At 66.3% G+C, this 23,541-nt stretch carries 19 protein-coding genes; 13 read left to right on the top strand and 6 right to left on the bottom strand.

Annotation, left to right across the window (positions count from 1 at the left end; all coding sequences use genetic code 11):
* Positions 1–26: 26 nt before the first annotated feature.
* Complete coding sequence (locus QCE62_RS10040; RefSeq protein ID WP_309917196.1) at positions 27–2,894, bottom strand: valine--tRNA ligase; 2,868 nt, start codon at positions 2,892–2,894, stop codon at positions 27–29.
* Positions 2,895–3,067: 173 nt separating this feature from the next.
* Between QCE62_RS10040 and QCE62_RS10035 the strand changes: the two genes are divergently transcribed.
* The 5 genes from QCE62_RS10035 (at position 3,068) to QCE62_RS10015 (ending at position 9,093) form a co-directional block, all read left to right on the top strand.
* Positions 3,068–5,440, top strand: a complete 2,373-nt coding sequence (locus tag QCE62_RS10035) for a UvrD-helicase domain-containing protein (protein WP_309917193.1) — start codon at positions 3,068–3,070, stop codon at positions 5,438–5,440.
* Positions 5,437–6,189 carry a 5'-methylthioadenosine/adenosylhomocysteine nucleosidase gene (locus QCE62_RS10030; RefSeq protein WP_309917190.1) on the top strand — a complete coding sequence of 251 codons (753 nt, stop codon included), beginning with the start codon at positions 5,437–5,439 and terminating at the stop codon, positions 6,187–6,189. Before QCE62_RS10035 ends, QCE62_RS10030 begins: the two co-directional genes overlap by 4 nt.
* A 136-nt stretch (positions 6,190–6,325) precedes the next feature.
* Positions 6,326–6,613, top strand: a complete 288-nt coding sequence (locus QCE62_RS10025) for a hypothetical protein (RefSeq protein WP_309917187.1) — start codon at positions 6,326–6,328, stop codon at positions 6,611–6,613.
* A 14-nt stretch (positions 6,614–6,627) separates the two neighbouring features.
* Positions 6,628–7,095, top strand: coding sequence for a hypothetical protein (locus QCE62_RS10020; RefSeq protein WP_309917183.1), 468 nt, complete (start codon positions 6,628–6,630; stop codon positions 7,093–7,095).
* Between the two features lie 87 nt (positions 7,096–7,182).
* The gene (locus QCE62_RS10015; RefSeq protein ID WP_309917180.1) at positions 7,183–9,093 is read left to right on the top strand and encodes a propionate--CoA ligase; all 1,911 of its coding nucleotides are present in this window, start codon (positions 7,183–7,185) and stop codon (positions 9,091–9,093) included.
* Positions 9,094–9,155: 62 nt separating this feature from the next.
* Here the strand turns inward: QCE62_RS10015 and QCE62_RS10010 are convergent, their stop codons facing one another.
* Positions 9,156–10,418 carry an MFS transporter gene (locus QCE62_RS10010; RefSeq protein ID WP_309917176.1) on the bottom strand — a complete coding sequence of 421 codons (1,263 nt, stop codon included), beginning with the start codon at positions 10,416–10,418 and terminating at the stop codon, positions 9,156–9,158.
* Between the two features lie 340 nt (positions 10,419–10,758).
* Here QCE62_RS10010 and QCE62_RS10005 point away from each other — a divergent pair, with 340 nt between their 5' ends.
* Together QCE62_RS10005 and QCE62_RS10000 are read left to right on the top strand one after the other, a co-directional pair.
* Positions 10,759–12,411: a methyl-accepting chemotaxis protein gene (locus tag QCE62_RS10005; RefSeq protein ID WP_309917173.1), complete on the top strand. Its 1,653-nt coding sequence runs from the start codon at positions 10,759–10,761 to the stop codon at positions 12,409–12,411.
* A 169-nt stretch (positions 12,412–12,580) separates the two neighbouring features.
* The gene (locus QCE62_RS10000) at positions 12,581–13,024 is read left to right on the top strand and encodes a hypothetical protein (protein WP_309917169.1); all 444 of its coding nucleotides are present in this window, start codon (positions 12,581–12,583) and stop codon (positions 13,022–13,024) included.
* Positions 13,025–13,049: 25 nt separating this feature from the next.
* Here QCE62_RS10000 and QCE62_RS09995 read toward each other — a convergent pair whose 3' ends face one another.
* Together QCE62_RS09995 and QCE62_RS09990 are read right to left on the bottom strand one after the other, a co-directional pair.
* Positions 13,050–14,522, bottom strand: a complete 1,473-nt coding sequence (locus tag QCE62_RS09995; protein ID WP_309808928.1) for an HDOD domain-containing protein — start codon at positions 14,520–14,522, stop codon at positions 13,050–13,052.
* A 145-nt stretch (positions 14,523–14,667) separates the two neighbouring features.
* Positions 14,668–16,572: an EAL domain-containing protein gene (locus tag QCE62_RS09990; RefSeq protein WP_309919777.1), complete on the bottom strand. Its 1,905-nt coding sequence runs from the start codon at positions 16,570–16,572 to the stop codon at positions 14,668–14,670.
* Positions 16,573–17,027: 455 nt separating this feature from the next.
* Between QCE62_RS09990 and QCE62_RS09985 the strand changes: the two genes are divergently transcribed.
* The 3 genes from QCE62_RS09985 to QCE62_RS09975 all read left to right on the top strand — a co-directional run bounded on the left by QCE62_RS09985 (position 17,028) and on the right by QCE62_RS09975 (position 19,478).
* On the top strand, positions 17,028–18,326 hold the full coding sequence (locus tag QCE62_RS09985) for an EAL domain-containing protein (RefSeq protein ID WP_309917167.1): 1,299 nt from the start codon (positions 17,028–17,030) through the stop codon (positions 18,324–18,326).
* 93 nt (positions 18,327–18,419) lie between these two features.
* Positions 18,420–18,959, top strand: coding sequence for a peroxiredoxin (locus QCE62_RS09980; RefSeq protein WP_309919774.1), 540 nt, complete (start codon positions 18,420–18,422; stop codon positions 18,957–18,959).
* A gap of 39 nt (positions 18,960–18,998) precedes the next feature.
* Positions 18,999–19,478, top strand: a complete 480-nt coding sequence (locus tag QCE62_RS09975) for a hypothetical protein (RefSeq protein ID WP_309917163.1) — start codon at positions 18,999–19,001, stop codon at positions 19,476–19,478.
* On the opposite strand, the gene cydB is transcribed toward QCE62_RS09975, so the two are convergent.
* Entirely contained in the window at positions 19,479–20,486 is a 1,008-nt protein-coding gene (gene cydB, locus QCE62_RS09970; RefSeq protein WP_309917160.1) for a cytochrome d ubiquinol oxidase subunit II, read from the bottom strand. It lies immediately after the preceding gene.
* Between the two features lie 43 nt (positions 20,487–20,529).
* Positions 20,530–21,987, bottom strand: a complete 1,458-nt coding sequence (locus QCE62_RS09965) for a cytochrome ubiquinol oxidase subunit I (protein ID WP_309917157.1) — start codon at positions 21,985–21,987, stop codon at positions 20,530–20,532.
* Between the two features lie 268 nt (positions 21,988–22,255).
* On the opposite strand from QCE62_RS09965, the gene sugE reads away from it, so the two are divergent.
* From sugE to QCE62_RS09950, 3 genes are read left to right on the top strand one after another with little or no spacing between them, the layout of a single operon-like run.
* Entirely contained in the window at positions 22,256–22,576 is a 321-nt protein-coding gene (sugE, locus tag QCE62_RS09960) for a quaternary ammonium compound efflux SMR transporter SugE (RefSeq protein WP_309808913.1), read from the top strand.
* 54 nt (positions 22,577–22,630) lie between these two features.
* Positions 22,631–22,876 carry a hypothetical protein gene (locus QCE62_RS09955; protein ID WP_309917154.1) on the top strand — a complete coding sequence of 82 codons (246 nt, stop codon included), beginning with the start codon at positions 22,631–22,633 and terminating at the stop codon, positions 22,874–22,876.
* Positions 22,869–23,498, top strand: a complete 630-nt coding sequence (locus QCE62_RS09950; RefSeq protein WP_309917151.1) for a DUF4126 domain-containing protein — start codon at positions 22,869–22,871, stop codon at positions 23,496–23,498. Before QCE62_RS09955 ends, QCE62_RS09950 begins: the two co-directional genes overlap by 8 nt.
* Positions 23,499–23,541: the final 43 nt, after the last annotated feature.

The following is a 23,541-nucleotide window of genomic DNA, read 5'->3' as shown; positions in this document are numbered from 1 at the left end:
AAGGGGCCCGAAATCCAGATCCCGAATCAAACAGCCATCCGCAATAATTGGGCCTGAAGCTTCGCAACCGTGGCTTCGTATTCTGCCAGCCTTTTCCGCTCCTGTTCCACGACAGCCGCCGGCGCTTTTGAAACAAAGCTTTCATTCCCCAGCTTCGCGTTACATTTGACGATTTCGGCGCTCAGACGGTCCACTTCCTTGCCGAGACGCTCGCGCTCGGCGGCGACATCGATCTCCACCTTCAGCACCAGCTTGCTGCCGCCGACGATCGCCACCGGCGCGCCGTGCGCCTCGCGGTCGAGCGCGGCTTCGTCGTCGATGATCTTCACCTCCGACAGACGCGCCAGCGCCGCGACATACGGCGCAAACGCAGCCAAGCGCGCCGCGTCGCCGTGCGCGAGCAGCGGCACCTTGGTGGCCGGCGACAGATTCATCTCGCCACGCAGATTACGACACGCATCGATGACACTCTTCAGTTCGGCTGCCCACTGTTCAGACGATTCATCGATCTTTTTCTGCTCGGCGCGCGGATAGGGCTGGGTCATGATCGACACTTCGCCTTCCTGCGCGTTTGCCGGGAAGGCGTCCGTCAGCGGTGCCACCTTCTGCCACAGTGCCTCCGTGATGAACGGAATGACCGGATGCGCGAGGCGCAGCACCGTCTCCAGCACGCGCAGCAAGGTGCGCCGCGTGGCCGTCTGCTGTTCTGGCGTGCCGGTCTGGATCTGCACCTTCGCCAGTTCCAGATACCAGTCGCAGTATTCGTCCCATACGAACTTGTAAATCGCGCTGGCGACGTTGTCGAAACGGTAATCCGCGAAACCCTTCTCGACTTCGGCCTCGGTGCGCTGCAGGAGCGAGACGATCCAGCGGTCCGCCTGCGAGTAATCCGTGTAGCCGCCGGGGCCGCAATCGCCCGGCTTGCACGCGCCAGGGTTCGCGAAGCCGCAGTCGTGGCCTTCGCAGTTCATCAGCACGAAACGCGTGGCGTTCCACAGCTTGTTGCAGAAATTGCGATAGCCCTCGCAGCGCGCGAGGTCGAAGTTGACGTTGCGGCCAAGCGTGGCCATCGACGCCATCGTGAAGCGCAGCGCGTCCGTGCCGAATGGCGCAATGCCTTCCGGGAATTCCTTGCGGGTCTTCTTCTCGATCTGCGCGGCGGCCTTCGGATTCATGAGGCCCGTGGTGCGCTTGGCGACCAGCTCCTCGAGACCGATGCCGTCGACGATATCGATCGGGTCGAGCGTGTTGCCCTTGCTCTTCGACATCTTCTGGCCTTCGGCGTCGCGCACCAGGCCATGCACATAGACGGTGTCGAAAGGCACCTTCCCGGTGAAGTGCGTGGTCATCATCACCATTCTGGCGACCCAGAAGAAGATGATGTCGAAGCCCGTCACGAGCACGGAGGAGGGCAGGAACGCCTTCAGTTCGGGCGTTTCGTTCGGCCAGCCGAGCGACGAGAACGGCACCAGCGCCGACGAGAACCACGTGTCGAGCACGTCCTCGTCGCGGCGCAGCGCGCCTGTGTAGCCTTGCGCGTCGGCTTCGGCGCGGGCTTCGTCTTCCGTCTTCGCAACGAAGATCTCGCCGTTCTCGCCGTACCACGCCGGAATCTGGTGGCCCCACCACAACTGCCGCGAGATGCACCAGTCCTGGATGTTCTCGAGCCACTGGTAATACGTGGTGGTCCAGTTCTCCGGAACGAACTTGATCTGGCCGCTGCGCACGACATCGAGCGAGGTCTCGGTGATGGACTTGCCCGGATTGAACGTGCCTTCCGGCGCGGCCTTGCTCATCGCGACGAACCACTGGTCGGTCAGCATCGGCTCGATCACCACGCCGGTGCGGTCGCCGCGCGGCACCATCAGCTTGTGCGGCTTGACGGATTCCAGCAGGCCGAGCGCTTCGAGATCCTTCACCACTTCCTTGCGGGCGTCGAAGCGGTCCATGCCGCGATACTTCGCGGGCGCGTTGTCGTTGATCTTCGCGTCGAGCGTGAGGATCTCGATCATCGGCAGCGTGTGGCGCTGGCCCACGGCGTAGTCGTTGAAATCGTGCGCGGGCGTGACCTTCACCACGCCGGTGCCGAATTCGCGATCCACATATTCGTCGGCGATGACCGGAATCTCGCGGTCGCATAGCGGCAGCACCACCGTCTTGCCGATCAGATGCTGATAGCGCTCGTCATCCGGATGCACCATCACGGCGGTGTCGCCGAGCATGGTCTCAGGCCGCGTGGTGGCGACCGTCAGATGACCCGAGCCGTCCGGCAGCGGATAGGAAATGTGCCAGAGGTTGCCGTTTTCTTCCTCGCTGACCACTTCGAGGTCCGAGACAGCGGTGCCGAGCACCGGATCCCAGTTCACCAGGCGCTTGCCGCGATAGATGAGGCCCTGCTTGTAGAGCGTCACGAAGACATCGCGCACGGCGGCCGACATCTTGTCGTCCATCGTGAAGTATTCGCGCGACCAGTCGATCGACGCGCCCAGGCGCCGCACCTGGTTCGTGATGGTCGAGCCCGACTGCTGCTTCCACGCCCACACGCGCTTGAGAAACGCCTCGCGGCCGAGGTCGTGACGCGAGATGCCCTGGGCGTCGAGCTGGCGCTCGACCACGATCTGCGTGGCGATGCCCGCGTGATCGGTGCCCGGCACCCACAGCGTGTTTTCGCCGAGCATGCGGTGATAGCGCGTCAGGCCATCCATGATGGTCTGGTTGAACGCGTGCCCCATGTGCAGCGTGCCGGTGACGTTCGGCGGCGGCAACTGGATGGAGAAGTTCTTCGCGCCCTCCTTGAACGTGGGGGCGGCGTACCCGCGTCGTTCCCATTCCGGGCCCCATTGGGATTCGATCTGCTGAGGCTCGAAGCTCTTGGCAAGCGTGCTGTCGCTCATGGTGGAATCTGCCGAAAAATGCGTGAAAAGATGCGGAGAATCGCCAATTATAAGGTTCGGCACGGGCCATCGGACGAATTCGGCCGAGCGCGCCGCCCGTGCCCCCGAACGTCGCCGGCAGCGCGGTCTTATAATGACCGGCTTGCCTCGACCCCTCCGCGCCGCCTTTTTCCATGCCCGAACTGCTCGCCAACCTGAATCCCGAACAGCACGCCGCCGTGACGCTGCCCGACGAGTCCGCGCTCATTCTCGCGGGCGCCGGCAGCGGCAAGACGCGCGTCCTCATCACCCGCATCGCGTGGCTGATCCAGCAGGGCTATGCGTCGCCGCCCACGGTGCTGGCCGTCACCTTCACGAACAAGGCCGCGAAAGAAATGATGGCGCGGCTCTCGGCGCTGCTGCCCATCGACACGCGCGGCATGTGGATCGGCACGTTCCACGGGCTGTGCAACCGCATGCTGCGCGCGCATTTCCGCGATGCGGGCCTGCCGCAGGCCTTCCAGATCCTCGACACCGCTGATCAGCTGTCCGCCATCAAGCGGCTGATGAAGGGCCTGAATATCGACGACGAGAAGTATCCGGCCAAGAATCTTCAGTACTTCATCAACAATGCGAAGGAACAGGGGCTGCGGCCGAAGGACGTCGATGCCACCGACGACTTCAACCGCAAGTTCGTCGAGCTCTATCAGGCCTACGAGCAGCAATGCCAGCGCGAGGGCGTGGTCGACTTCCCGGAACTGCTGCTGCGCTGTTTCGAGCTGCTGGCGCACAATCCGCCGCTGCGCGCGCATTACCAGGCGCGCTTCCGCAATATCCTCGTCGACGAGTTCCAGGACACGAACAAGCTCCAGTACGCGTGGCTCAAGATGCTGGCGGGCGAGCACAACGCGATCTTCGCGGTCGGCGACGACGACCAGTCCATCTACGCATTCCGCGGCGCGAATGTCGGCAACATGCACGACTTCGAGCGCGAGTTCCGCGTGCGCAACCTGATCAAGCTGGAGCAGAACTACCGCTCGCACGGGCATATTCTCGACGCGGCCAACTATCTGATCGCCAACAACGCCAACCGGCTCGGCAAGAACCTGCGGACCGACGCGGGACACGGCGAGCAGGTGCGCGTCTACGAGGCGGCCACGGATTCGCAGGAAGCGGGCTGGATCGTCGAGGAAATCAAGGCGTTGATCCATGCGGGCGCGGCGCGCGGCGAGATCGCAGTGCTGTATCGGAGCAATGCGCAGTCGCGGACCATCGAGCACACGCTGGTGAACGCGGGCATTCCGTATCGCGTGTATGGCGGCCTGCGCTTCTTCGAGCGCCAGGAAGTGAAGCACGCGCTCGCGTATCTGCGCCTCATCGACAACCCGAACGACGACACCGCGTTTGCGCGCGTCGTCAATTTCCCGACGCGCGGTATCGGTGCGCGTTCCATCGAGCAGGTCGCCGACGCGGCGCGTCTCTATAACTGTTCGATGGCCGCCGCCGTGCCCTACGTCACCGGCAAGGCGGGTTCGAGCCTCGGCGCGTTCGCGACGCTGGTCGCGAAGATGCGCGCGGAGACGCAGCAGATGAGCCTGCCGGAAACGGTCGAGTACGTGGTGCGCGCGAGCGGTCTCGCGGCGTTCTACGAGACCGAGCGCGAAGGTCAGGACCGGCTGGAAAACTTGCAGGAACTCGTGAACGCGGCGGCGGCGTTCGTGAGCGAGGAAGGCTACGGTCTCGACACCCCGGCGCGTTCCATTCCGCTGCGCCCGGGCGCGACGGCGGCGCCGGAGATCGCGGCGGTGAGCGAAGACGGCGAGATCGAAGTGCTCGACGCGCCCGGCATCGCCGACCCCGCGCAGAATCCCGACACGATGACGCCGCTCGCGGGCTTCCTGTCGCATGCCTCGCTCGAAGCCGGCGACAACCAGGCGCAGGCCGGCCAGGACGCGGTCCAGCTGATGACCGTGCACGCGGCCAAGGGCCTCGAATTCATGGCGGTGTTCATCACCGGGCTGGAAGAAGGGCTGTTTCCGCACGAGAACAGCGCGCAGGAATCGGACGGACTGGAGGAAGAGCGGCGCCTCATGTACGTGGCGATCACGCGCGCCAAGGAGCGGCTGTATCTGTCCTTCGCGCAGAGCCGCATGTTGCATGGCCAGACCCGCTACAACATCCGCTCGCGCTTCTTCGACGAACTGCCCGAAGGCACGCTCAAGTGGCTCACGCCGAAGGTCGAGGCGGGCGCGCGCTGGGGCGGCCGCTCCGACAACGCCGGCTGGGGCCGCGACTGGTTCGCGCGGCCCGGCCAGGAGCGCGGCGGTTCGTCGTATGCGCGCGACCAGCAGGCCTCGGGCGCGGCGCTGCCGTCGTTCGCCAACGAGCAGCGCGCCGCCGACGCCGGCTTCAAGGTCGGTCAGGCCGTATTCCACACGAAGTTCGGCGAAGGCACCGTGACCGCGCTGGAAGGCGCCGGCGGCGATGCCCGCGCGCAAGTGCGCTTCAAGCGCCACGGCGAGAAATGGCTCGCGCTGGCGGTCGCGAAGCTGCAGGCCGTCGAATGAAGCGGCTCGGCATCATGGCCGCGCTGCCGCAGGAACTGGGCGACCTGATCGCGCGGATGCAGGCGGCCGGCGATTTCCGCACGGTGACGCTCGGGCGGCGCGAGTATCACATTGGCCAAGCGCATGGCGTGCCGGTCGTCGTGACGCTGGCGCGCATCGGCAAGGTGGCGGCGGCCGCGACGGCCAGCGCGCTGATCCACGTCTTCGAGGTCGATGCCATCGTCTTCACGGGCGTCGCGGGCGGCGTGCGGGGCGATGTCAACGTGGGCGACATCGTCGTCGCGGATGCGCTGCTGCAACACGATCTCGACGCCTCGCCGCTGTTTCCGCGCTATGAAGTGCCGCTGCTCGAACGCGCGCGTTTCGAGCCCGATGCCGCGTTGGGCAACGCGCTTGCCGTCGCGGCCGCGTCGTTCGTGGCCGAACAGGGCGCCGCGCTCGCGGACCGCTTCGGCATCGCTGTGCCGCGCGTGTATCGCGGGCTGATCATCAGCGGCGATCGCTTCATCGCCAGCCATGACGCGCTGCTTGCCTTGCGCGACGCGTTGCCGGATGCGCTCGCCGTCGAAATGGAAGGCGCGGCGCTCGCGCAGGTCTGCTTCGAGCACGACGTGCCGTGCGCCGTCGTGCGCACCATCTCCGATACCGCCGACGCCGCCGCGCCCACCTCCTTCGTCGAGTTCCTGAGGGCGATCGCCGCGACCTGGTCGTCGGGTATCGTTGCGCGCTTTCTGCCCGCCAGCCGCTGAACGTTGCCCTGCTCTGGACGGGCAGGGCTTTCCCGCATTTCTCCCGGATTGGCCAAATCCCGCTTGTAGTTGAGAATGATTCTCAATACAATGACTTCCCAGAACCTGAGGTAACAAAACGGGAGGTCTCGAGACCATGACCAACGATTTCACCGCCATCGGTGCGGCGGGCGCGGCCAGCCCCGCCTGCGCGACGGACGAGCGGGAAACACGCAGTGACGCATGCGCCGTATCGGTGAATGCCGAGCGCGTGCTCGACACGACGCGCCGCGCGTGGAGCGAAGCCGCCGCAAACCCGGCGCAAGCCCATTCCGAGCGCCGCCCGAAACGCGCCGCGCAATCGAAACGACGCGTAGTGCCGCGGCTTTCGCGCTGGCCGAGCCTGATCGCCGCATTGAACTACTGGAGTCCGAAACCGCTGTGAATGCCGCCGATGCCGTGACGAGATCCGTCGAAATTCCGTCGCTCGTGCTCGACGAGCGTTTCTTCGACACCAGCCGTTTTCCGTTCGTGCGGCTGCGGCCGCGCGCTGTGCGGACCGGCTATGCGTTCGCGTGGAGCGCGCAGATGAGCCGCCTGCTGGCGCTCGCGACGCCGTTCGTGCTGGCCGTCGAGCACGACGAGCGCGAGTCCGCCGACGACGCCCGCCTGCGCGCCGCGTGGATGCGCACCCATCGCGCGGTGCTCGCCACCTTCTGCCGTGGGCTGATCGTCGTGGAGCCGCGCATCGAGGCGCGCGCGACGACCCGCGAAAAGCAGCGCGCGCTGACCGAAGGCTGCGGCGTGCGCACGGTCGTCGTGTCGAGCCTGCGGGTGGCGGGCGAACTCGCGCCCGTGCTGCTCAAGCATTCCGCGCCCGCGGCGGCGCCGTTCCCCGCGACGCGCGCGCGCAGCAAGGCGCTCTGAAGCGCGCCGCGCCCGGAACCGATCAGGGCGCGCCCTGTCTAGCAGGGGTTTTACGGCTGCTCTATCCTGAGGAGCCAAAAAGCCGCCTTGCAGAGGACGACGCGCATGCCGAGTTACCGAGAAGCGTATCGCCGGTCGATCGAGCAACCTGAAGACTTCTGGGCCGAACAGGCCCGCCGCATCCACTGGCAGACGCCGTTCGAGCAGGTGCTCGACCGGAGCCGTCCGCCGTTCGCGCGCTGGTTCGTCGGCGGCCGGACCAATCTCTGTCATAACGCCGTCGACCGCCATCTGGCCTCGCGCGCGGAGCAGGACGCGCTGGTGTACGTATCGACGGAAACGGGCATCGAGCGCCGCTATACCTACGCCGAGTTGCATGCCGAAGTGAATCGCATGGCGGCCGTCATGCGTTCCCTGCACGTGAAGAAGGGCGATCGCGTGCTGATCTATCTGCCGATGATCCCCGAAGCGCTTTTCGCGATGCTCGCCTGCGCGCGTCTCGGCGCGATTCATTCGGTCGTGTTCGGCGGCTTCGCGGCGCCGAACCTGGCCGCGCGCATCGACGATGCCGAGCCCGCGCTCATCGTCACGGCGGATGCCGGCGCGCGCGGCGGCCGGGTGATCGACTACACGCCGCTCGTCGACGAGGCGCTCTCGCGCGCGCAGTTCAAGGTGCCGCAGGTGCTGCTGATCGACCGGCAACTGGCGCCGGAGCGTCTGCAAGCGAGCTATCTGGTCGCCTACGAACCGTTGCGCGAGCGTTACTTCGACGCCCACGTGCCGTGCGAATGGCTCGAATCCAACGAGCCGTCCTACGTGCTGTACACCTCCGGCACGACCGGCCGGCCAAAAGGCGTGCAGCGTGACGTCGGCGGCTATGCGGTGGCGCTCGCCGCGTCGATGGAGCACATCTTCGAAGGTCAGCCCGGCGACACGATGTTCACCGCCTCCGACATCGGCTGGGTGGTGGGACACAGCTACATCATCTATGCGCCGCTGATCGCCGGCTGTACGACCGTCATGTACGAAGGCACGCCCATCCGTCCCGACGGCGGCATCTGGTGGCGGCTCGTGCAGCAGTACGGCATCAATCTGATGTTCACCGCGCCCACCGCGATCCGCGTGCTCAAGAAGCAGGACCCGGCGCTGATGGAGCGTTACGACCTGTCGAGCCTGCGCACGCTGTTCCTCGCCGGCGAGCCGCTCGACGAACCCACCGCGCACTGGATCCAGGACGCGCTGCACAAGCCCGTCATCGACAACTACTGGCAGACCGAAACCGGCTGGCCGATGATCGCGATCCCGCGCGGCATCGAGGCCTTGCCGTCGAAGCTCGGTTCGCCGGGCGTGCCGTCGCTGGGTTTCGGGCTCAAGCTGCGCAACGAAACCAGCGGCGACGAATGCGCGCCGGGCGAAAAGGGCGTGGTCACGCTGGACTATCCGCTGCCGCCGGGCTGCATGCAGACCGTGTGGGGCGACGACCAGCGTTTCGTCGATACCTACTGGAACAGCGTGCCGAATCACCTCGTCTACTCGACCTTCGACTGGGGCGTGCAGGACGAAGACGGCTATGTGTCGATCCTCGGACGCACTGACGACGTGATCAATGTCGCGGGCCATCGGCTGGGAACGCGGGAGATCGAGGAAGCGCTGTCGGCGCACGCGGCGGTCGCGGAGGTGGCGGTGGTCGGCATCGCCGATGCGGTCAAGGGACAGGCGGCGGCGGCTTTCGTCGTGCTGCGCGACGCGGCGTGCATCGAGGCGCCGGGCGCGCGCGACGGGATGGAAGCCGAGTTGTGCCGCGCGGTGGATAGGCAACTGGGCGCGATCGCGCGTCCGGCGCGTGTGCACTTCGTGACGATGCTGCCGAAGACGCGCTCGGGCAAGCTGCTGCGCCGCGCGATTGCGGCGCTGGCGGAAGGGCGTGATCCGGGCGAACTGCCGACCATCGAAGATCCGGGCGCGCTGGCGCAGGTGCGGGAGGCGCTGGGCTCCTGAGACGCCAATGCAAACGGCGGGCGCAAGCGCCCGCCGTCATCAGCACGCATCAACCGCGTCAATCAAGCCTTCGCATGCTCGTCATGCGTCTTCGGGAGCAGCACCGTCAGCACGCCGATCAGCGGCAGGAACGCGCAGACCTTGTAGACGAACTCGATGCTCGTCGCATCGGCCAGCTGGCCGAGCACGGCGGCGCCCACGCCGCCCATGCCGAACGCAAAGCCGAAGAACAGGCCCGCGACCATGCCGACCTTGCCGGGAATCAGCTCGGTCGCATACACCAGGATGGCCGAGAACGCCGACGCCAGCACCAGCCCGATGATCACCGACAGCACGCTGGTCCAGAACAGGTTCGCATAGGGCATCAGCAGCGTGAACGGCGCGACGCCGAGAATCGACACCCAGATCACCGCCTTGCGTCCGACCTTGTCGCCGATCGGCCCGCCAACCACCGTGCCCGCCGCGACCGCCGCGAGGAACACGAACAGATGGATCTGCGCCGACTGCACCGACAGCCCGAACTTGTTGATCAGATAGAAGGTGAAGTAGCTGTTGATGCTCGCGAGGTAGAAGTACTTCGAGAACACGAGCAGCACGAGCACGCTCATTGCCATGATGACGGTCTTGCGCGGCAGCGTGGCGTGCTGCACCTGCGCGCGGCCTTTCTTCGTGGCGGGATGACGCTTGTACCAGCGGCCGATGTTGGCCAGCACGAACATCGCGACCAGCGCCGCCGCCGAGAACCACGCAATGCTGCGCTGGCCGTGCGGAATGATGATGAGCGCGGCAAGCAGCGGTCCGAGCGACGAACCCGCATTGCCGCCCACCTGGAACAGCGACTGCGCGAGGCCGTGCTTGCCGCCCGAGGCCATGCGCGCCACCCGCGACGATTCCGGATGGAACACCGACGAGCCGCAGCCGACCAGCGCCGCCGCCACCAGCAGCATGCCGAAGCTGCCCGCCACTGACATCAGCAGCAGCCCCGCCAGCGTGAAGCCCATGCCCACCGGCAGCGAGTAAGGCTTGGGATGCTTGTCGGTATAAAGCCCGACGAGCGGCTGCAGCAGCGACGCGGTGATCTGGTAGGTCAGCGTGATGAGGCCGATCTGCCCGAACGAGAGCGCGAACTCGCTCTTGAACATCGGGTAGATGGCCAGGATCAGCGACTGGATCATGTCGTTCAGCAGATGCGAGAAGCTGATTGCGCCGAGTACCGAATAGACGGTGCGCTGCGCGGCGGCCACGGGCTTGGCCGTCTGGGTATCGGAAGTGCCGGCCGTCGCGCCGGCGGGCGACAACGCGCCCTTGTCGATGCTGGTTTGCATGGTGAATGGCTGAGGTAAGCGGAATCGTCTCTGTTTTTGTTGTTTCAAGTCGGCCATTTATGCGCTGACTGAATTTCTGACAAGTGTAGGCTGTCCCCGACGCGTTGTCCTGCCAAGCTTTGTCGCGAATCAGACAGCTTGATGCACCGCAATCGATCATTCTGCTGACAAAAAGCATTTTTGGCACGCTATAACCGTATGAAGCGGCAGCGAACGCCTGTTCGCTATCCGTAGAAGCTCGGCTCAAGAAAGCCGGCCAACTGCCGTACTACCGGCGGGACCAGAACCGGACGCGCCACACGACGGCACCGTCCGCAGACCATCAGCGGGGATTCAATCGATGAAACTGTTTTCGCTACGCGGCGCACGGACCGCGGGCTTTCCGGCGGGCGCCCAGCGCGCATCCTCCACGGCCACGGCCCAGCCACGCGGATTGTCCGTCAAGGCGTCGCTCAGGCTGGCGTTCGGCGTGGTTCTCGCGGGCACGCTCGTCATCGGCGCACTGGCGCTGACCCAGATCAGCCGCCTCAACGGCTCGACCGAATCGATCTACACGCAGGGCTATGTCGCGAGCCGCGCCGCCGAGGAAACGCGTGGCTATCTGCTGCGCGCGAGCCGCTCGCAGAAGATGCTGCTCACTGCCAGCACCGCGAAGGAGCGCGACGACCTCGGCGCGGAAATCGAGCAGGCGCTTGCGGGCATCGGCCGGGAACAGGCGCAACTGGCGCAGTATGTCGATCACGGCGACCACGACGCACTCGCGCAGCAGAAGGCCTTCGCCGGCGCCGTCGGCACCTGGAGCAACAACCTGCGCACCTTCGTCAAGCTCGTGAAGGAACAGCCGCTCGATCTGTCGCAGATGAACTGGCAGGTCGGCACGCAGGACGTGTCGCTGCTGGTCGAGACCGGCAAGCTCGAAAAGCGCGTCGACGAACTCGTCGCGCGTCGGGGCGCCGCTGCGCGCGCCACCATCGATGCCGCCGCGTTCATCTTCCATTCGTCGTTCGTGATGGTGTCCGTGCTGACGCTCGCGCTGTGCGCGCTCGCGATCTGCGTCTCCGAATGGGTCGTGCGGCGGCTCGCCGGACAGCTCGGCGGCGAACCTGCTTACGCGAAGGACATCGCGCGGCGCATCGCGGCGGGCGACCTGGCCCACGAAATCAGGCTCCGGCGCCGCGACGACGACAGCATGCTGCACGCGCTCGCCGACATGCGGGCCGGCCTCTCGGCGACCGTCGGCGACATCGCAGCCAGCGCGGAGGCGATCGCTTCGGCATCGAGTGAGATCTCGACCGGCAACGTCGACCTGTCGCGCCGCACGGAAGAACAGGCGGTCGCGCTGGAAAAGACCGCGACCAGCATGGAGCAGCTCACCTCGACCGTGCGTCAGAACGCCGACAACGCCATGCAGGCGAGCACGCTGGCGCAGAGCGCGTCGGAGATCGCGGAGAAGGGCGGCGCGGTGGTGAACCGCGTCGTCGAGACGATGCAGCGGATCGATGCGAGCGCGAAGAGCATCGGCGACATCATCGGCGTGATCGAGGGCATCGCGTTCCAGACCAACATCCTCGCGCTGAACGCAGCCGTCGAGGCGGCGCGCGCGGGCGAACAGGGACGCGGCTTCGCGGTCGTCGCGGGCGAGGTGCGCAGCCTGGCGCAGCGTTCGTCGTCGGCGGCGAAGGAGATCAAGGGCTTGATCGACACGTCGGTGTCGCGCGTGTCCGACGGCTCCACTTACGCGCAGCAAGCCGGCACGACAATGGAAGAGGTCGTGCGCGCGGTGCGCCGCGTCACCGACATCATGGGCGAGATTTCGGCGGCGTCGGCCGAGCAGAAGACGGGCATCGAGTCGATCGGCGACGCGGTCTCGAAGATGGACGCCGGCACCCAGCAGAACGCGGCGCTGGTGGAGCAGGCGGCGGCCGCCGCGCAATCGCTCGACGACCAGGCGCGCGCGCTCAAGGCGCTGGTCGGCAAATTCCAGCTGGCCTGACGCGGCCGGTGGAACAAAAAGCACGATAGAATCGCGGACGGGCGCGGCAGGGCGCCCGTTCTCGCGAAAGTCCTACGCACCTGACCACGACGTACCGTCACCCTGGATCGAACCGCAACGTCGAACCTTTTCAGCCGCAGCGAGAACGGCGCCATAAAGGAACAACGTCATGTGGTCTACATCCTGTCCCATCGCTGCCCCCGCATCCCATGGCAATTACCTGCGCGAACACGCGCGACGCCTGCTGCGCCTCGCCCGCGACGGCGACACGAGCGCGTCCATGCCGGTGCTGCGCCGCCTGCTCGCGGCGCGCATCCTGCCGGCCGGCGGCCTCGCTCAGCTCCACGCGCGGCGCGCGGACCTGCAACTGAAACACCTGCTTGCGTTGATTGCCGCCGAACTGGGCTACGCGAACTGGGACGCGTGCAAGGCCGCGATCGACACGCAGCCGGATGCGGTCATCGACCGCTACCGGCTCGACGCCGGCGCGTTCAACGACTTCGAGAAGAACTGGTTTGCGAACGAGGCGGAAGCGCTCGACTGGCAGCGCGCCCACGGCGGCTATGTCGTGCGATACGGCGAGCAGGCCGTGGCGATCCTGAAAAGGGAATAACGCGCGTCCGGAGAGAGAAGCCGCTTCAGATCAGCTCGACTTCCTTCCAGTTGGCGCCGAGGAAGAAGCGGCTCAGTTCCTTCGTGAGGCCGTTCAGCGCGCTCATTTCAGGCGGCGAGATCTTGCGCACGTGCTGCGGATGCGTCCAGTCGCCATAGATGAGCGCGATGGTGGAATCGTTCGACTTCACCGGCAGCAGCACGAACGCCTGCGCTTCGCCGAGCGTGTCCTTGTACCAGCGCGGCAGGCGCGCGTCGATGCGGGCGTCGTGCGCGTTCTCGATGAAGATGCCCACCGGATTGCTGATGGCGAGATGGAATACGTCGGGCCGGAAGTCGGCGGAGAAGCGCAGTGCCGGCAACATCGGCTCGACGCCGCTGCCGAGCCCGAGCCGCGCATGGAATTCGTTGTTGGCCTGGCGCACGAAGACCACGGTGCGCGACAGATGCAGGCTCGCCATGATCGATTCGGAGACCAGCGCGAGCGCCGGCCCCAGCGCATTCCGGGTCGGCAGCGCGCGTAAATCCTCAATGCTCGCGCCGATGCGCGCCTCCGCCGAAATCTTCGCGCGCGCCATGGCGTCGGCGTTGGCCTGCAGTTCGGAGATCTCGCGGATCACGCCGTCGCTGGCTTCCTCGCTGGCGAGCGCGAGGCTCATCGAGGTGAGGAGTTCGGCGTCGGTGTTGAGCGCGCCGGCGTAGCGGCTGGAGATGTCGAAGACCACCGACTCGCGCCCTTCCGACGCCACGTTCTGCGCGGTGAGGGCGTCGGCGACTTCAGTGGAATAGTTCGAGATGGCGCGCAGCCAGCGCACGTGCTTCGGCACGGTTTCATCGACGGGCGCGTTCGGGTCGGTGGCGCGCATGCCTTCGCGGATGGTCTCCGGCAGGCGCCAGCGGTCGGCGGCCTCGAGGCCGATTTCATCGAAGGTCACGCCCAGCAGCGCCGCGCACGCCGCGCTGTCCGGGATGTTTTCCGACGCGGCCTTGCGGCGCAGCTGATCCCACTCGTGTTCCAGGTAGAACGCCACCAGCAGCTTGCCGATCTGCCGCATCAGCGTGCAGACCACGGCTTCCTCGGCGGAGCGCAAATCCTTGTGTTCGGTGAGCTGGCGCGCGACCGCGCCGGACAGCAGGGTGCGGTTGAGTTCCAGCTTGGCGTCGATACGGCGCGGCGCGCTCTGATGAAAGTGGTCGACGATCTTCAGTCCCACCACGAGATGACCGACGGCGTCCATGCCGAGGACCATCAGCGCGCGCGTGACGGTGGTGATGTTGCCGCCGAACGCGACGTACATCGCGGAATTGGCGAGGCGCAGCACCTTCTGCGTGAGGCCGACGTCCGACAGCACGACTTGCACGAGGGACGTGAAGTCGAGGTCGTCATCGCTCATGGCGGACACGGTCGAGCGCAGCGCCTGCGAGAGCATGGGGAAATCCCCGCGCTCGCTCATGCGCGACCACAACTTGTCCAATAGTTCGGCCTTGGTGCGTGCCATTGCTAAAAATAAGAACCCTGCGTTACGCGACGGCTATCCCGAGGCGGTCCAGCACCTACAATCCCAGCACCCGATAACGAAATTTACACGTTATTAGGGGGTTACGGCGCGTTCCTCAATCGGAACGCGAACAAAGGGGCGCGCTTCATGCCTCGTACAACACCAGCGAGTTCGACTGGAAAGAGCGGGCCAGTTCGTCCGACGGCAGCGCATGGCTGATCAGCCAGCCCTGGATGTGATCGCATCCGAGCTCGGCCAGCAGATCGCGCTGCGCTTCCGTCTCGACCCCTTCGGCGACCAGTTCGAGCCCGAGCGATTGCGCGAGCCCGACCACGGCGCCGACGATCGCACGGTTGTTGCGCGAGGTAACAATGTTCTCGACAAAGCTGCGGTCGATCTTGAGCTTGGAAAGCGGAAAACGCTGCAAATAGGCGAGGCTCGAATAGCCGGTGCCGAAGTCGTCGACGGCGAAGCGGATACCGACCGCGGTCAGCGCCTCCAGCAGGCCCGTCGCTTCTTCCGGATCGTGCATCAGCAGGCTCTCGGTGATTTCGAACACGAGCCGCCGGGCGTCGATGCCGGTGAGCGCCAGCGCCTCCTGCACGGCCGCCGTGAAGCGTTTGTCGCGGAACTGCTGCGGCGACACGTTCACCGAGACATAGTCGAGCCGGATGCCGATCGCGTCCCACTGCACGATCTGCATGCAGGCGGCCTTCAGGACCCAGTTGCCCAGATAGTTGATCAGGCCGATCGATTCCGCGAGCGGAATGAAGGTCGAGGGCGGCACCAGTCCGTGCACCGGATGATTCCAGCGCATCAGCGCCTCCACGCCCACCACCGCGCCGGTCAGGATCTTCGTGATCGGCTGGAAGTAGAGCGAGAACTCGCCGTTGCGCACGGCTTCGTACAGGTCGGCTTCCAGCTTAAGGCGTTCGGCGTCGGCGGGGTTGTCGTCGAGCGTGTGGAACACGAGCGCGTTGCCGCCCGCTTCCTTGGCTTGCGCGAGCGCGTGATCGGCCATGCGCAGCAGGCTCGTCTGCACGTTGCTGCGCGCGTTCTTGCCCGTCTGGTCCGGATACAGCGCGACGCCCACGCTCGCCGACAAGTGCGTATGCTGCCCGCGATGCCGGTACGGCTGCGCGATCGCGGTAAGAAGACGGCGCCCGAGCGCTTCGGCGAGTTCGGGCGTGGTGCCGGGCGGCAGCAGCACGGCGAATTCGTCGCCGGCCACGCGCGCGACGCGCTCGCCGTGGCTCGCCGTGTGCTGGACGCGGCGAGCCGTTTCGCGCAGGAGTTCGTCGCCGGCGTCGTAGCCGAGGGCGCGGTTGATGCGCTGATAGTCGTCGATGTCCAGCAACACCAGACCCGCGTGCGTGCGCATCGCCTCGGCTTCGGCCTGCGCCGCGCCGATCGCGGTCTTCAGCGCGGTCAGGTTCTCGAGTCCGGTCAGCGGGTCGTGATGCAGCCGATGGTTGAGCTCGGCCTCGCGTTCGCGCCAGTGGGACACGTCGAAGGCGGCCAGCGCGAAGCCCGGCGTGCCGCGCCCGGCCGTCGAGATGAGCCGCAGCTCGACGCAGATCGGATAGGTCAGCGACTTGACCACCGTCAGCACCGCCGACTCGAGCCGGCCGCTCGCGCGCGCCCGGGCGACGAGCGCATGCAGTTCGTCGGCCTCCTCGGAGGCGACGAGATCGTGCAGGGTCAGCATGCTCAGGTAGTCGCGGTGATAACCGATGAACTCGATGCTCGCGTCCGACACATATTGGAAGCGCAACGCGTCGTCGAGCTGGGCGAGGAAATCGACGGCGCCGAGCATGGCTTCGGGCGCCGGTGAAACGGGCGCGGCGTGGGGCACTTCTACGGTGGCTGATGCGGTGGCAGGTACGGCGGCACGTGCGTCGGTGTTCATGGCCGCAGGGGCCAGCGGCGCTTCGGCCGGCGCGGCGTGTTCCTGGCGCTCGCGCGCGGCACTTCCCCAGGCGCGTGACAGCGCATCGAGCGCGATGCGCCACGGTGCGCGGCGGGAGGCGGTGATCCGGTTCGCTTGCATGATTTCAATGGGGTTCGGGCGGCGGCGCGCGTGTCCGGCAAGGACGGCGCGCTCACGCAGGGCTCGCGTCTGCCGCCGGGGGTGTGCCGGAACGGGCGCGGCACGCTTTATCAGGCGAGTTATCGGCCCAGGTGGCTGTTTCTTTAACAAGTCATCCAAATGCCACACATCATGCTGGCCCTAAAGAGTTGTCCAGCGATTGTCGATATCAAGTTTCATATTATGTATGTCCGCGTTATCGGTTACAGTGGCGCGGTTTCTGCAGCAAACGGTTACTCCGCCCACGGCCAGCCATCGCCGCGTTGTGAATTCCCAGCTTCCGTTCGCCTCATGATCGACTTCCTTTCGCTGCCGGTTCGGGCTCGAGCCCGGATCGTCAGACCGGCCTTCACGCATCCATCAGACACGCCTGCGGCAAGGTTCGCGCTCCGGCACGCTCAAGCGCGGTTCCCGACATGCCTGATTCGTTCCTGAGGCGCTCGATACTGGGCCGGCGAGGCCAGAGCGTCTACGTGGGCCGCCAGCCCATTCTCGATGGCGACGGCGCGCTGGTCGCCTACGAACTGCTGTTCCGCGACAGTCCCGACAACCGCGCGCGCGTCCACGACGACGTGCAGGCCACCGCCCACGTGGTCGCCCGTACGGTGGGGGAAATCGGCGTGCCGGCGGTGCTCGGGCCGTATCCGGGCTATGTGAACATGAGCCGCGAACTGCTGTTCGACGACATCGTGCACATCATGCAGCCGCAGCGCTTCGTGCTGGAGCTGCTCGAAAACATCACCTTCGACGACGTGCTGTTCAAGCGCTGCGCGCAGCTGCGCAAGGCGGGCTTCCGCTTTGCGCTCGACGACGTCGTGCGGCTGGACGAGCAACTGCTCGAGGCGTTGCCCTCGGTCGACATCGTCAAGGTCGATTTCCTCGCCGCCGATCGCGCGCATCTGCCGGAACTGGCGGCGGCGGTGAAACTGCAGGGCAAGCAGCTGGTGGCCGAGAAGGTCGAGACACACGAGGACTTCTCGCAGGCCAGGAAGCTCGGCTTCGATCTGTTCCAGGGGTATTTCTTCGCGCGGCCACAGGTGCTGTCGGCGCGGCGCGCCAGCCCGGCGCGCGGCGCGCTGCTCCGGCTGATGACCGTGCTCGCCGGCGAACCCGGCATGCGCGAACTCGAAACCGAACTCAAGCGCAACCCGGATATCGTCGTGCAGCTGATGCGCCTCGCCAATTCGAGCGCGCAGACGCGCGGGCGGCGCGTGTCGTCGCTGCGCGAGGCGATCGCGGCGGTCGGCACCCGCCAGCTGATGCGCTGGGCGCAGTTGCTGCTCTATGCGGACGGCAGCGGGCTGCCGTGGCGCTCGGACCCGCTGCTGCAACTCGTGGGCACCCGCGCGCGCTTCCTGGAACTCGCGGCCGGCGTGGTGCGCCCCGGCGACGAAGCGCTCGCCGACGCCGCCTACATGACCGGCATCTTTTCGCTGGTGCACGTCGTGCTCGACATGCAGCCGGCGGAGATTCTCGATAAGCTCCATCTGGCGGCCGAGATCCGCACCGCGATCCTCGCGGGCGTGGGTCCGCTCGGCACGCTGCTCGGCGTCGCGCGGGCGGCGGAGCGGGGCGATGCGCCCGCCATCGACGCGAGCCGCCTGGCGCAACCCGGCCTCAATGCGCTCACGCCTGCCATGCTGGCGAAGCTGCAGGTGGAGGCGGCGGCCTGGTTCGCCGAGCATCGTCTGGACGAGGACACCGGCGACGCGTGACGGGCGCGCGCGGCGCACCCATTTCATCGACATTCACCGCAAGGAGCGCGCATGAACAGCAAGTCTCTCAACCGGACGGCGCGCAGCGCCCGCATGTGGGCGGCGGCCATCGCCTGCGCGGCCGCGCTCCAGCCGCTCACCGCGTCCGCGACGCTCAAGCCCGGCGATGCCGCGCCCAACTTCACCGCGCAGGCCTCGCTCGGCGGCAACGTGTACGACTACTCGCTCGCTGACGCGCTGAAGAAAGGCCCGGTGGTGCTGTACTTCTATCCGGCCGCGTTCACCAAGGGCTGCACGATCGAGGCGCACGAGTTCGCCGAAGCGGTCGATCAATACAAGGCAGAAGGCGCGACGGTCATCGGCGTGTCGCACGACAACATCGACACGCTCAAGCAGTTCTCCGTCAGCGAATGCCGCAGCAAGTTTCCCGTGGCCGCCGACGCCGATTCGAAGATCATCCGCTCGTACGACGCCTCGATGCCCATGAAGAGCACGATGGCCAATCGCGTCTCGTACGTGATCGCGCCGGACGGCAAGGTCATCTACGAGTACACGAGCCTGTCGCCGGACCAGCACGTCAGCAACACGCTGCAGGCGCTGCGCGACTGGAACGCGAAGCACAAGGCGCAGTGAAGCACTGCGGTTTTCTGATCTGAACGCACCGGAGCCGCCATGCCTATCGTCGTCGGACTGATCGTTGTCGGCCTGCTGATCTACGGCGCGATCTGGTCATTCGATGCCATTCACGCCCACTTCGGCCTCGGTGCGGCCATCGGCGCGGCGGTGGTCGTGCTGGCGCTCATCGCGGCGGGGCTGATGCGCTGGCGCGCGAGCCGTCGGGAGATTGCGCCGAACCTGAGCCGCGGCGAGCACGGCGACTGGACCCACGAACTCAAGGCCGAGTGGGGCGGCGTGCGGCTGGCGGCGGGCAAGCGCCTGTGCGACGTGCGCGTGGGCGAGGCGCGCGGCAGCTACATCTTCGCGGACCTGCGCGGCGCGCGCATGCTGGAGCCGGCGGGCGGCGGCGCCTGGCAGGTCGCGCTCGACGTGCGCGACGCGCAGCACGGCGAGTGGACCTTGCCGATGCGCGATCGCGCGCAGGCGCACCAGTGGGCGCGGCTGCTTACGCTGGCGACCCAGCAGAAGCTCTGATCATTCGGCGTGGTAGCCCATGTCGCCACGCACCTTGCCGCGAAACACCCAGTAGGACCAGACCACGTAGATGATCAGCACCGGCAGCAGGAACATCGTGCCGATCAGCAGGAACTGCTGCGAGAGCGGCGCCGTCGAGGCATCCCACAAGGTCACCGACGGCGGCGCGATGAATGGCCACAGGCTGATCACGAGGCCGGTGAAGGCGAGAAAGAACAGCCCCATCGAACACAGGAACGGCGTGACTTCGCGGCCCCTCGCGAGACTCGTCCACAGCGTCCACGCGAGCAGCACGGTCAGCACCGGCACCGGCGCGAACACGAAGCTGTAGGGAAAATCGAACCAGCGCGCCGCGATGCGCGCATCCTTGAGCGGCGTCCACAGGCTGATGAGCAGGATGAACGCAATCACGCCGATCAGCGCATAGCGCGCCATGCGCCGTCCCCACTCCTGCAATTCCCCCTCGGTCTTGAGCACGAGCCAGGTCGTGCCTTGCAGCGCATAGCCGAAGATCATGCCGACGCCGGTCAGGAGCGGAAACGGCGCGATCCAGTTCCAGCTGGTGCCGGCGTAGACCCGGCCTTCGATCGGAAAGCCCTGGATGAACATGCCGAGCACGATGCCCTGCGAGAACGTGGCGACCAGCGAACCGACGCCGAACGCGCCATCCCACAGCCGCTTGCGCGCGCCGATCACCTCGCGGAACTCGAACGCGACGCCGCGGAAGATCAGGCCCAGCAGCATGAACAGAATGGGGAAATAGACGGCCGGCACGATGATCGCGAAAGCCAGCGGAAACACCGCGAAGAGTCCACCGCCGCCGAGGATCAGCCAGGTTTCGTTGAAGTCCCAGACCGGCGCGACGGAGTTGATCATCAGGTTGCGCGACTCGCCGTCGCGGCGCAGCAGGAACATGATGCCGACGCCCAGATCGAAGCCGTCGAGCAGCACGTACATGAATACCGCCAGCGCGAGAATGGCGGCCCACAGGGGCACGAGATCGAGCATCGGGTTCTCCGGTTCGGTTCTTGATGATGCGTCCGGCGGCGCTTCAGGAGCGGCCGCGGCCCGGCGGGACGATATCGTCCTCACGCACCGGACGCGTCGCGCTGCTCCCACCCGCCGACACCGCCGAGAGCGGCCGTGCGGCGCGCGTCTTCGTGTCGAGCTCGTCCTTCTCGTGCGCATGCGCCACTTCCGCCGGTCCGACCCGCACCAGCCGGCGCAGCAGGAAGAAGCCCGCGCCGAAGATCACCAGATACGCCAGCACGTAAAGCAGCCACGAAAGGCCGACATCGGCGGCGGTCAGGGACGGCGTCACCGAATCTTTGGTGCGCAGCAGGCCGTACACGGTCCACGGCTGGCGGCCCGCTTCGGTGGTGGTCCAGCCGGCGATCACCGCGATGAAACCCGCCGGCATCGACCAGGTTGCGCAGCGCAGCCAGCGCGTGCTCGTCTCCACCTTGCCGCGCGCGAACAGCACGATGCCCCACAGCACGAGCGCGAACATCAGCAGCGCGATGCCCACCATGATGTGAAACGCGAAGAACACCACCGCGACGGGCGGCCGGTCCTCGCGCGGGAAATCCTTCAGGCCGCGCACGTAGCCGTTTGGATCGTGCGTCAGATAGAGACTGCCCAGGACCGGAATCGAGATCTCGAAGTGATTGCGCTCCTCATCCTGATCGGGGATCGAGAAGATATTGGCCGGGATGCGCGTGCCGGATTCCCACAGGCCTTCCATCGCGGCGAGCTTGGCGGGCTGGTGCTTCAGCGTGTTGAGGCCGTGCGAGTCGCCGAGCACCATCTGGATCGGCACCATGATGATCAGGAAGATCAGCGACATCTTCACCATCACGCGGCTTTCCTCGAGCGCGCGCCGCTGCCGCAGGTACATCGCGCCGACGCCGAGAATCACGAAGCCGGTCGTCACGAGGAACGCGCTCACGGTATGGCTCAGCCGGTACGGAAACGAGGGCGAGAAGATGACGTCGAAGAAGCTGACCACCTCGAACCGGCCGTCGGGCGTGATGCGATGGCCTTGCGGCGTCTGCATCCAGCTGTTCACGGCGAGAATCCAGAACGACGAAATCACCGTGCCCGCCGCGACGAACACCGCCGACATGACGTGCGCCCATTGCGGCACCAGCTTGCGGCCGAACAGCAGGACGCCGAGAAACGCCGATTCGAGGAAGAACGCCGTCAGCACCTCGTAGCCCATCAGCGGGCCGACCACATTGGCGGTGGCGTCGGAGAAACGGCTCCAGTTGGTGCCGAACTGGAACGGCATGACGAGGCCCGACACGACGCCCATCCCGAACGACACGGCGAAGATCTTGAGCCAGAACGCCGACAGGCGGCGGTAGACGTCGCGCTTCGTCACCCACCAGTTGAATTCGAGCGTGGCGATGAAGCAGGACAGGCCAACCGTGAACGCCGGCAGCAGAATGTGGAACGCGACGACCCAGGCGAACTGGAAACGGGACAGCAGGACCGAATCGACATGCATGAACGCTCCTTTTGAGGCATTCCTGAGACGGGTGGCGCGACCCGACGCCGCGCGCGGGCGCCGGCAGGTTGTTCCTGGCTTCCGTGATTAATACACGTTTTTGATGACGGAGGTCGGGCGCGGCGTCAACCGGACGGGCGATCTGGCGCGGTCGCCGGCGAGCCATGCACCACTTTGGTAAAATCCGGGCTTCGTTTCAAGGCCGGGCGGACGACCGCCTGCGCATCGTTTCCACCGGGGACGGCCCCGCTTTCAAGGGAGTCACCCCATGTCCTGGATTCTGCTGTTCATCGCCGGCCTGCTCGAAGTCGCCTGGGCCGCCGGCCTCAAGACCTCCGAAGGCTTCACCCGGCTGTGGCCGTCCGTCTTCACCCTCGTCACCGCCACCGGCAGCTTCGTGCTGCTCGCCATGGCCATGCGGCAACTTCCCCTCGGCACGGCCTACGCGGTCTGGACGGGTATCGGCGCCGTCGGCGCTTTCGTGTTCGGCATCGTGTTCATGGGCGAGGCGCTCACGGCGGCGCGCGTGCTGAGCGCCGTGCTGATCGTCGCGGGGCTGATCGGCCTCAAGCTCTCGTCAGGGCATTGAAAATACGGCCGGCGCGGCCGTGCGCCGGCGCACCGGGAACGCCGATCGCTTGGGTTGTTGCTGCACCGCGTGGTTTTGCGTGGATATAATGGTCTGAGGTCAACCGGTTTTCGTCCGATTCCTGTCTTCTGTGCGCCGCCCGATGCGCCATTGCGCTATCGCATGATCGGGCCGCACGGCTTCAATCCGGCAGGCGGCGTTTTTTTCATCATCCCCGGAAAGACCGCAATTTTCAGCCGGTCAATCGCCCGCCAGCGGCGAACCTCGGCAGGCAGCATCAAGGGAGGCGGCAATGCTTGAGTCACTTTCGCTCGCGGCGGGCCTGTCATGGGCGAGCGGGCTGCGCCTGTACCTGACGGTCTTCATCGCCGGGATGTTCCAGCGCATGGGCCTCGTCCACCTGCCGGATTCCCTCGCCATTCTCAGTTCCCCGTGGGTCATCGGCGTCGCGGCGGTGCTTACCGTCGTCGAATTTCTCGCTGACAAGATTCCCGCCGTCGATTCCCTGTGGGACGCGGTCCACACCTTCATTCGCATTCCGGCGGGCGCGGTGCTTGCGGCCGGCGCGCTCGGTCACGCCGATCCCGCCATGCTGACCATCGCGGCACTGGCTGGCGGCACGCTCGCCGGCGCATCGCATTTCGCCAAGGCGGGCACCCGCGCGCTCATCAATCTCTCGCCGGAACCGGTGTCGAACTGGGCCGCCTCGACCACCGAGGATGTCGGCGCGCTCGCGGGCATCACGCTCGCGCTGTTCGTGCCGCTGCTGTTCCTCATCCTTGTGCTGGTGTTCCTCGTGCTCGCGGGCTGGGCCTTGCCGAGGCTCGCGCGTGGTGTGCACGGCGGCGTGTCGCGCATGGCCAAGCACATGCTGCCCGGCACCTATGCGCGTATCGACCGGTTGCGGAGCAAGCACGATTGAGCTCCGCAGCGAAACCCGGTTCCAACTCTTCCCACGTCACACC

It is taken from the genome of Caballeronia sp. LZ033 (assembly GCF_031451265.1).
In the GTDB taxonomy this organism is placed as follows: Bacteria; Pseudomonadota; Gammaproteobacteria; order Burkholderiales; family Burkholderiaceae; genus Caballeronia.
The sequence above is the reverse complement of the archived record's forward strand: the minus strand, read 5'-3'. Positions and strand labels throughout refer to the sequence as shown.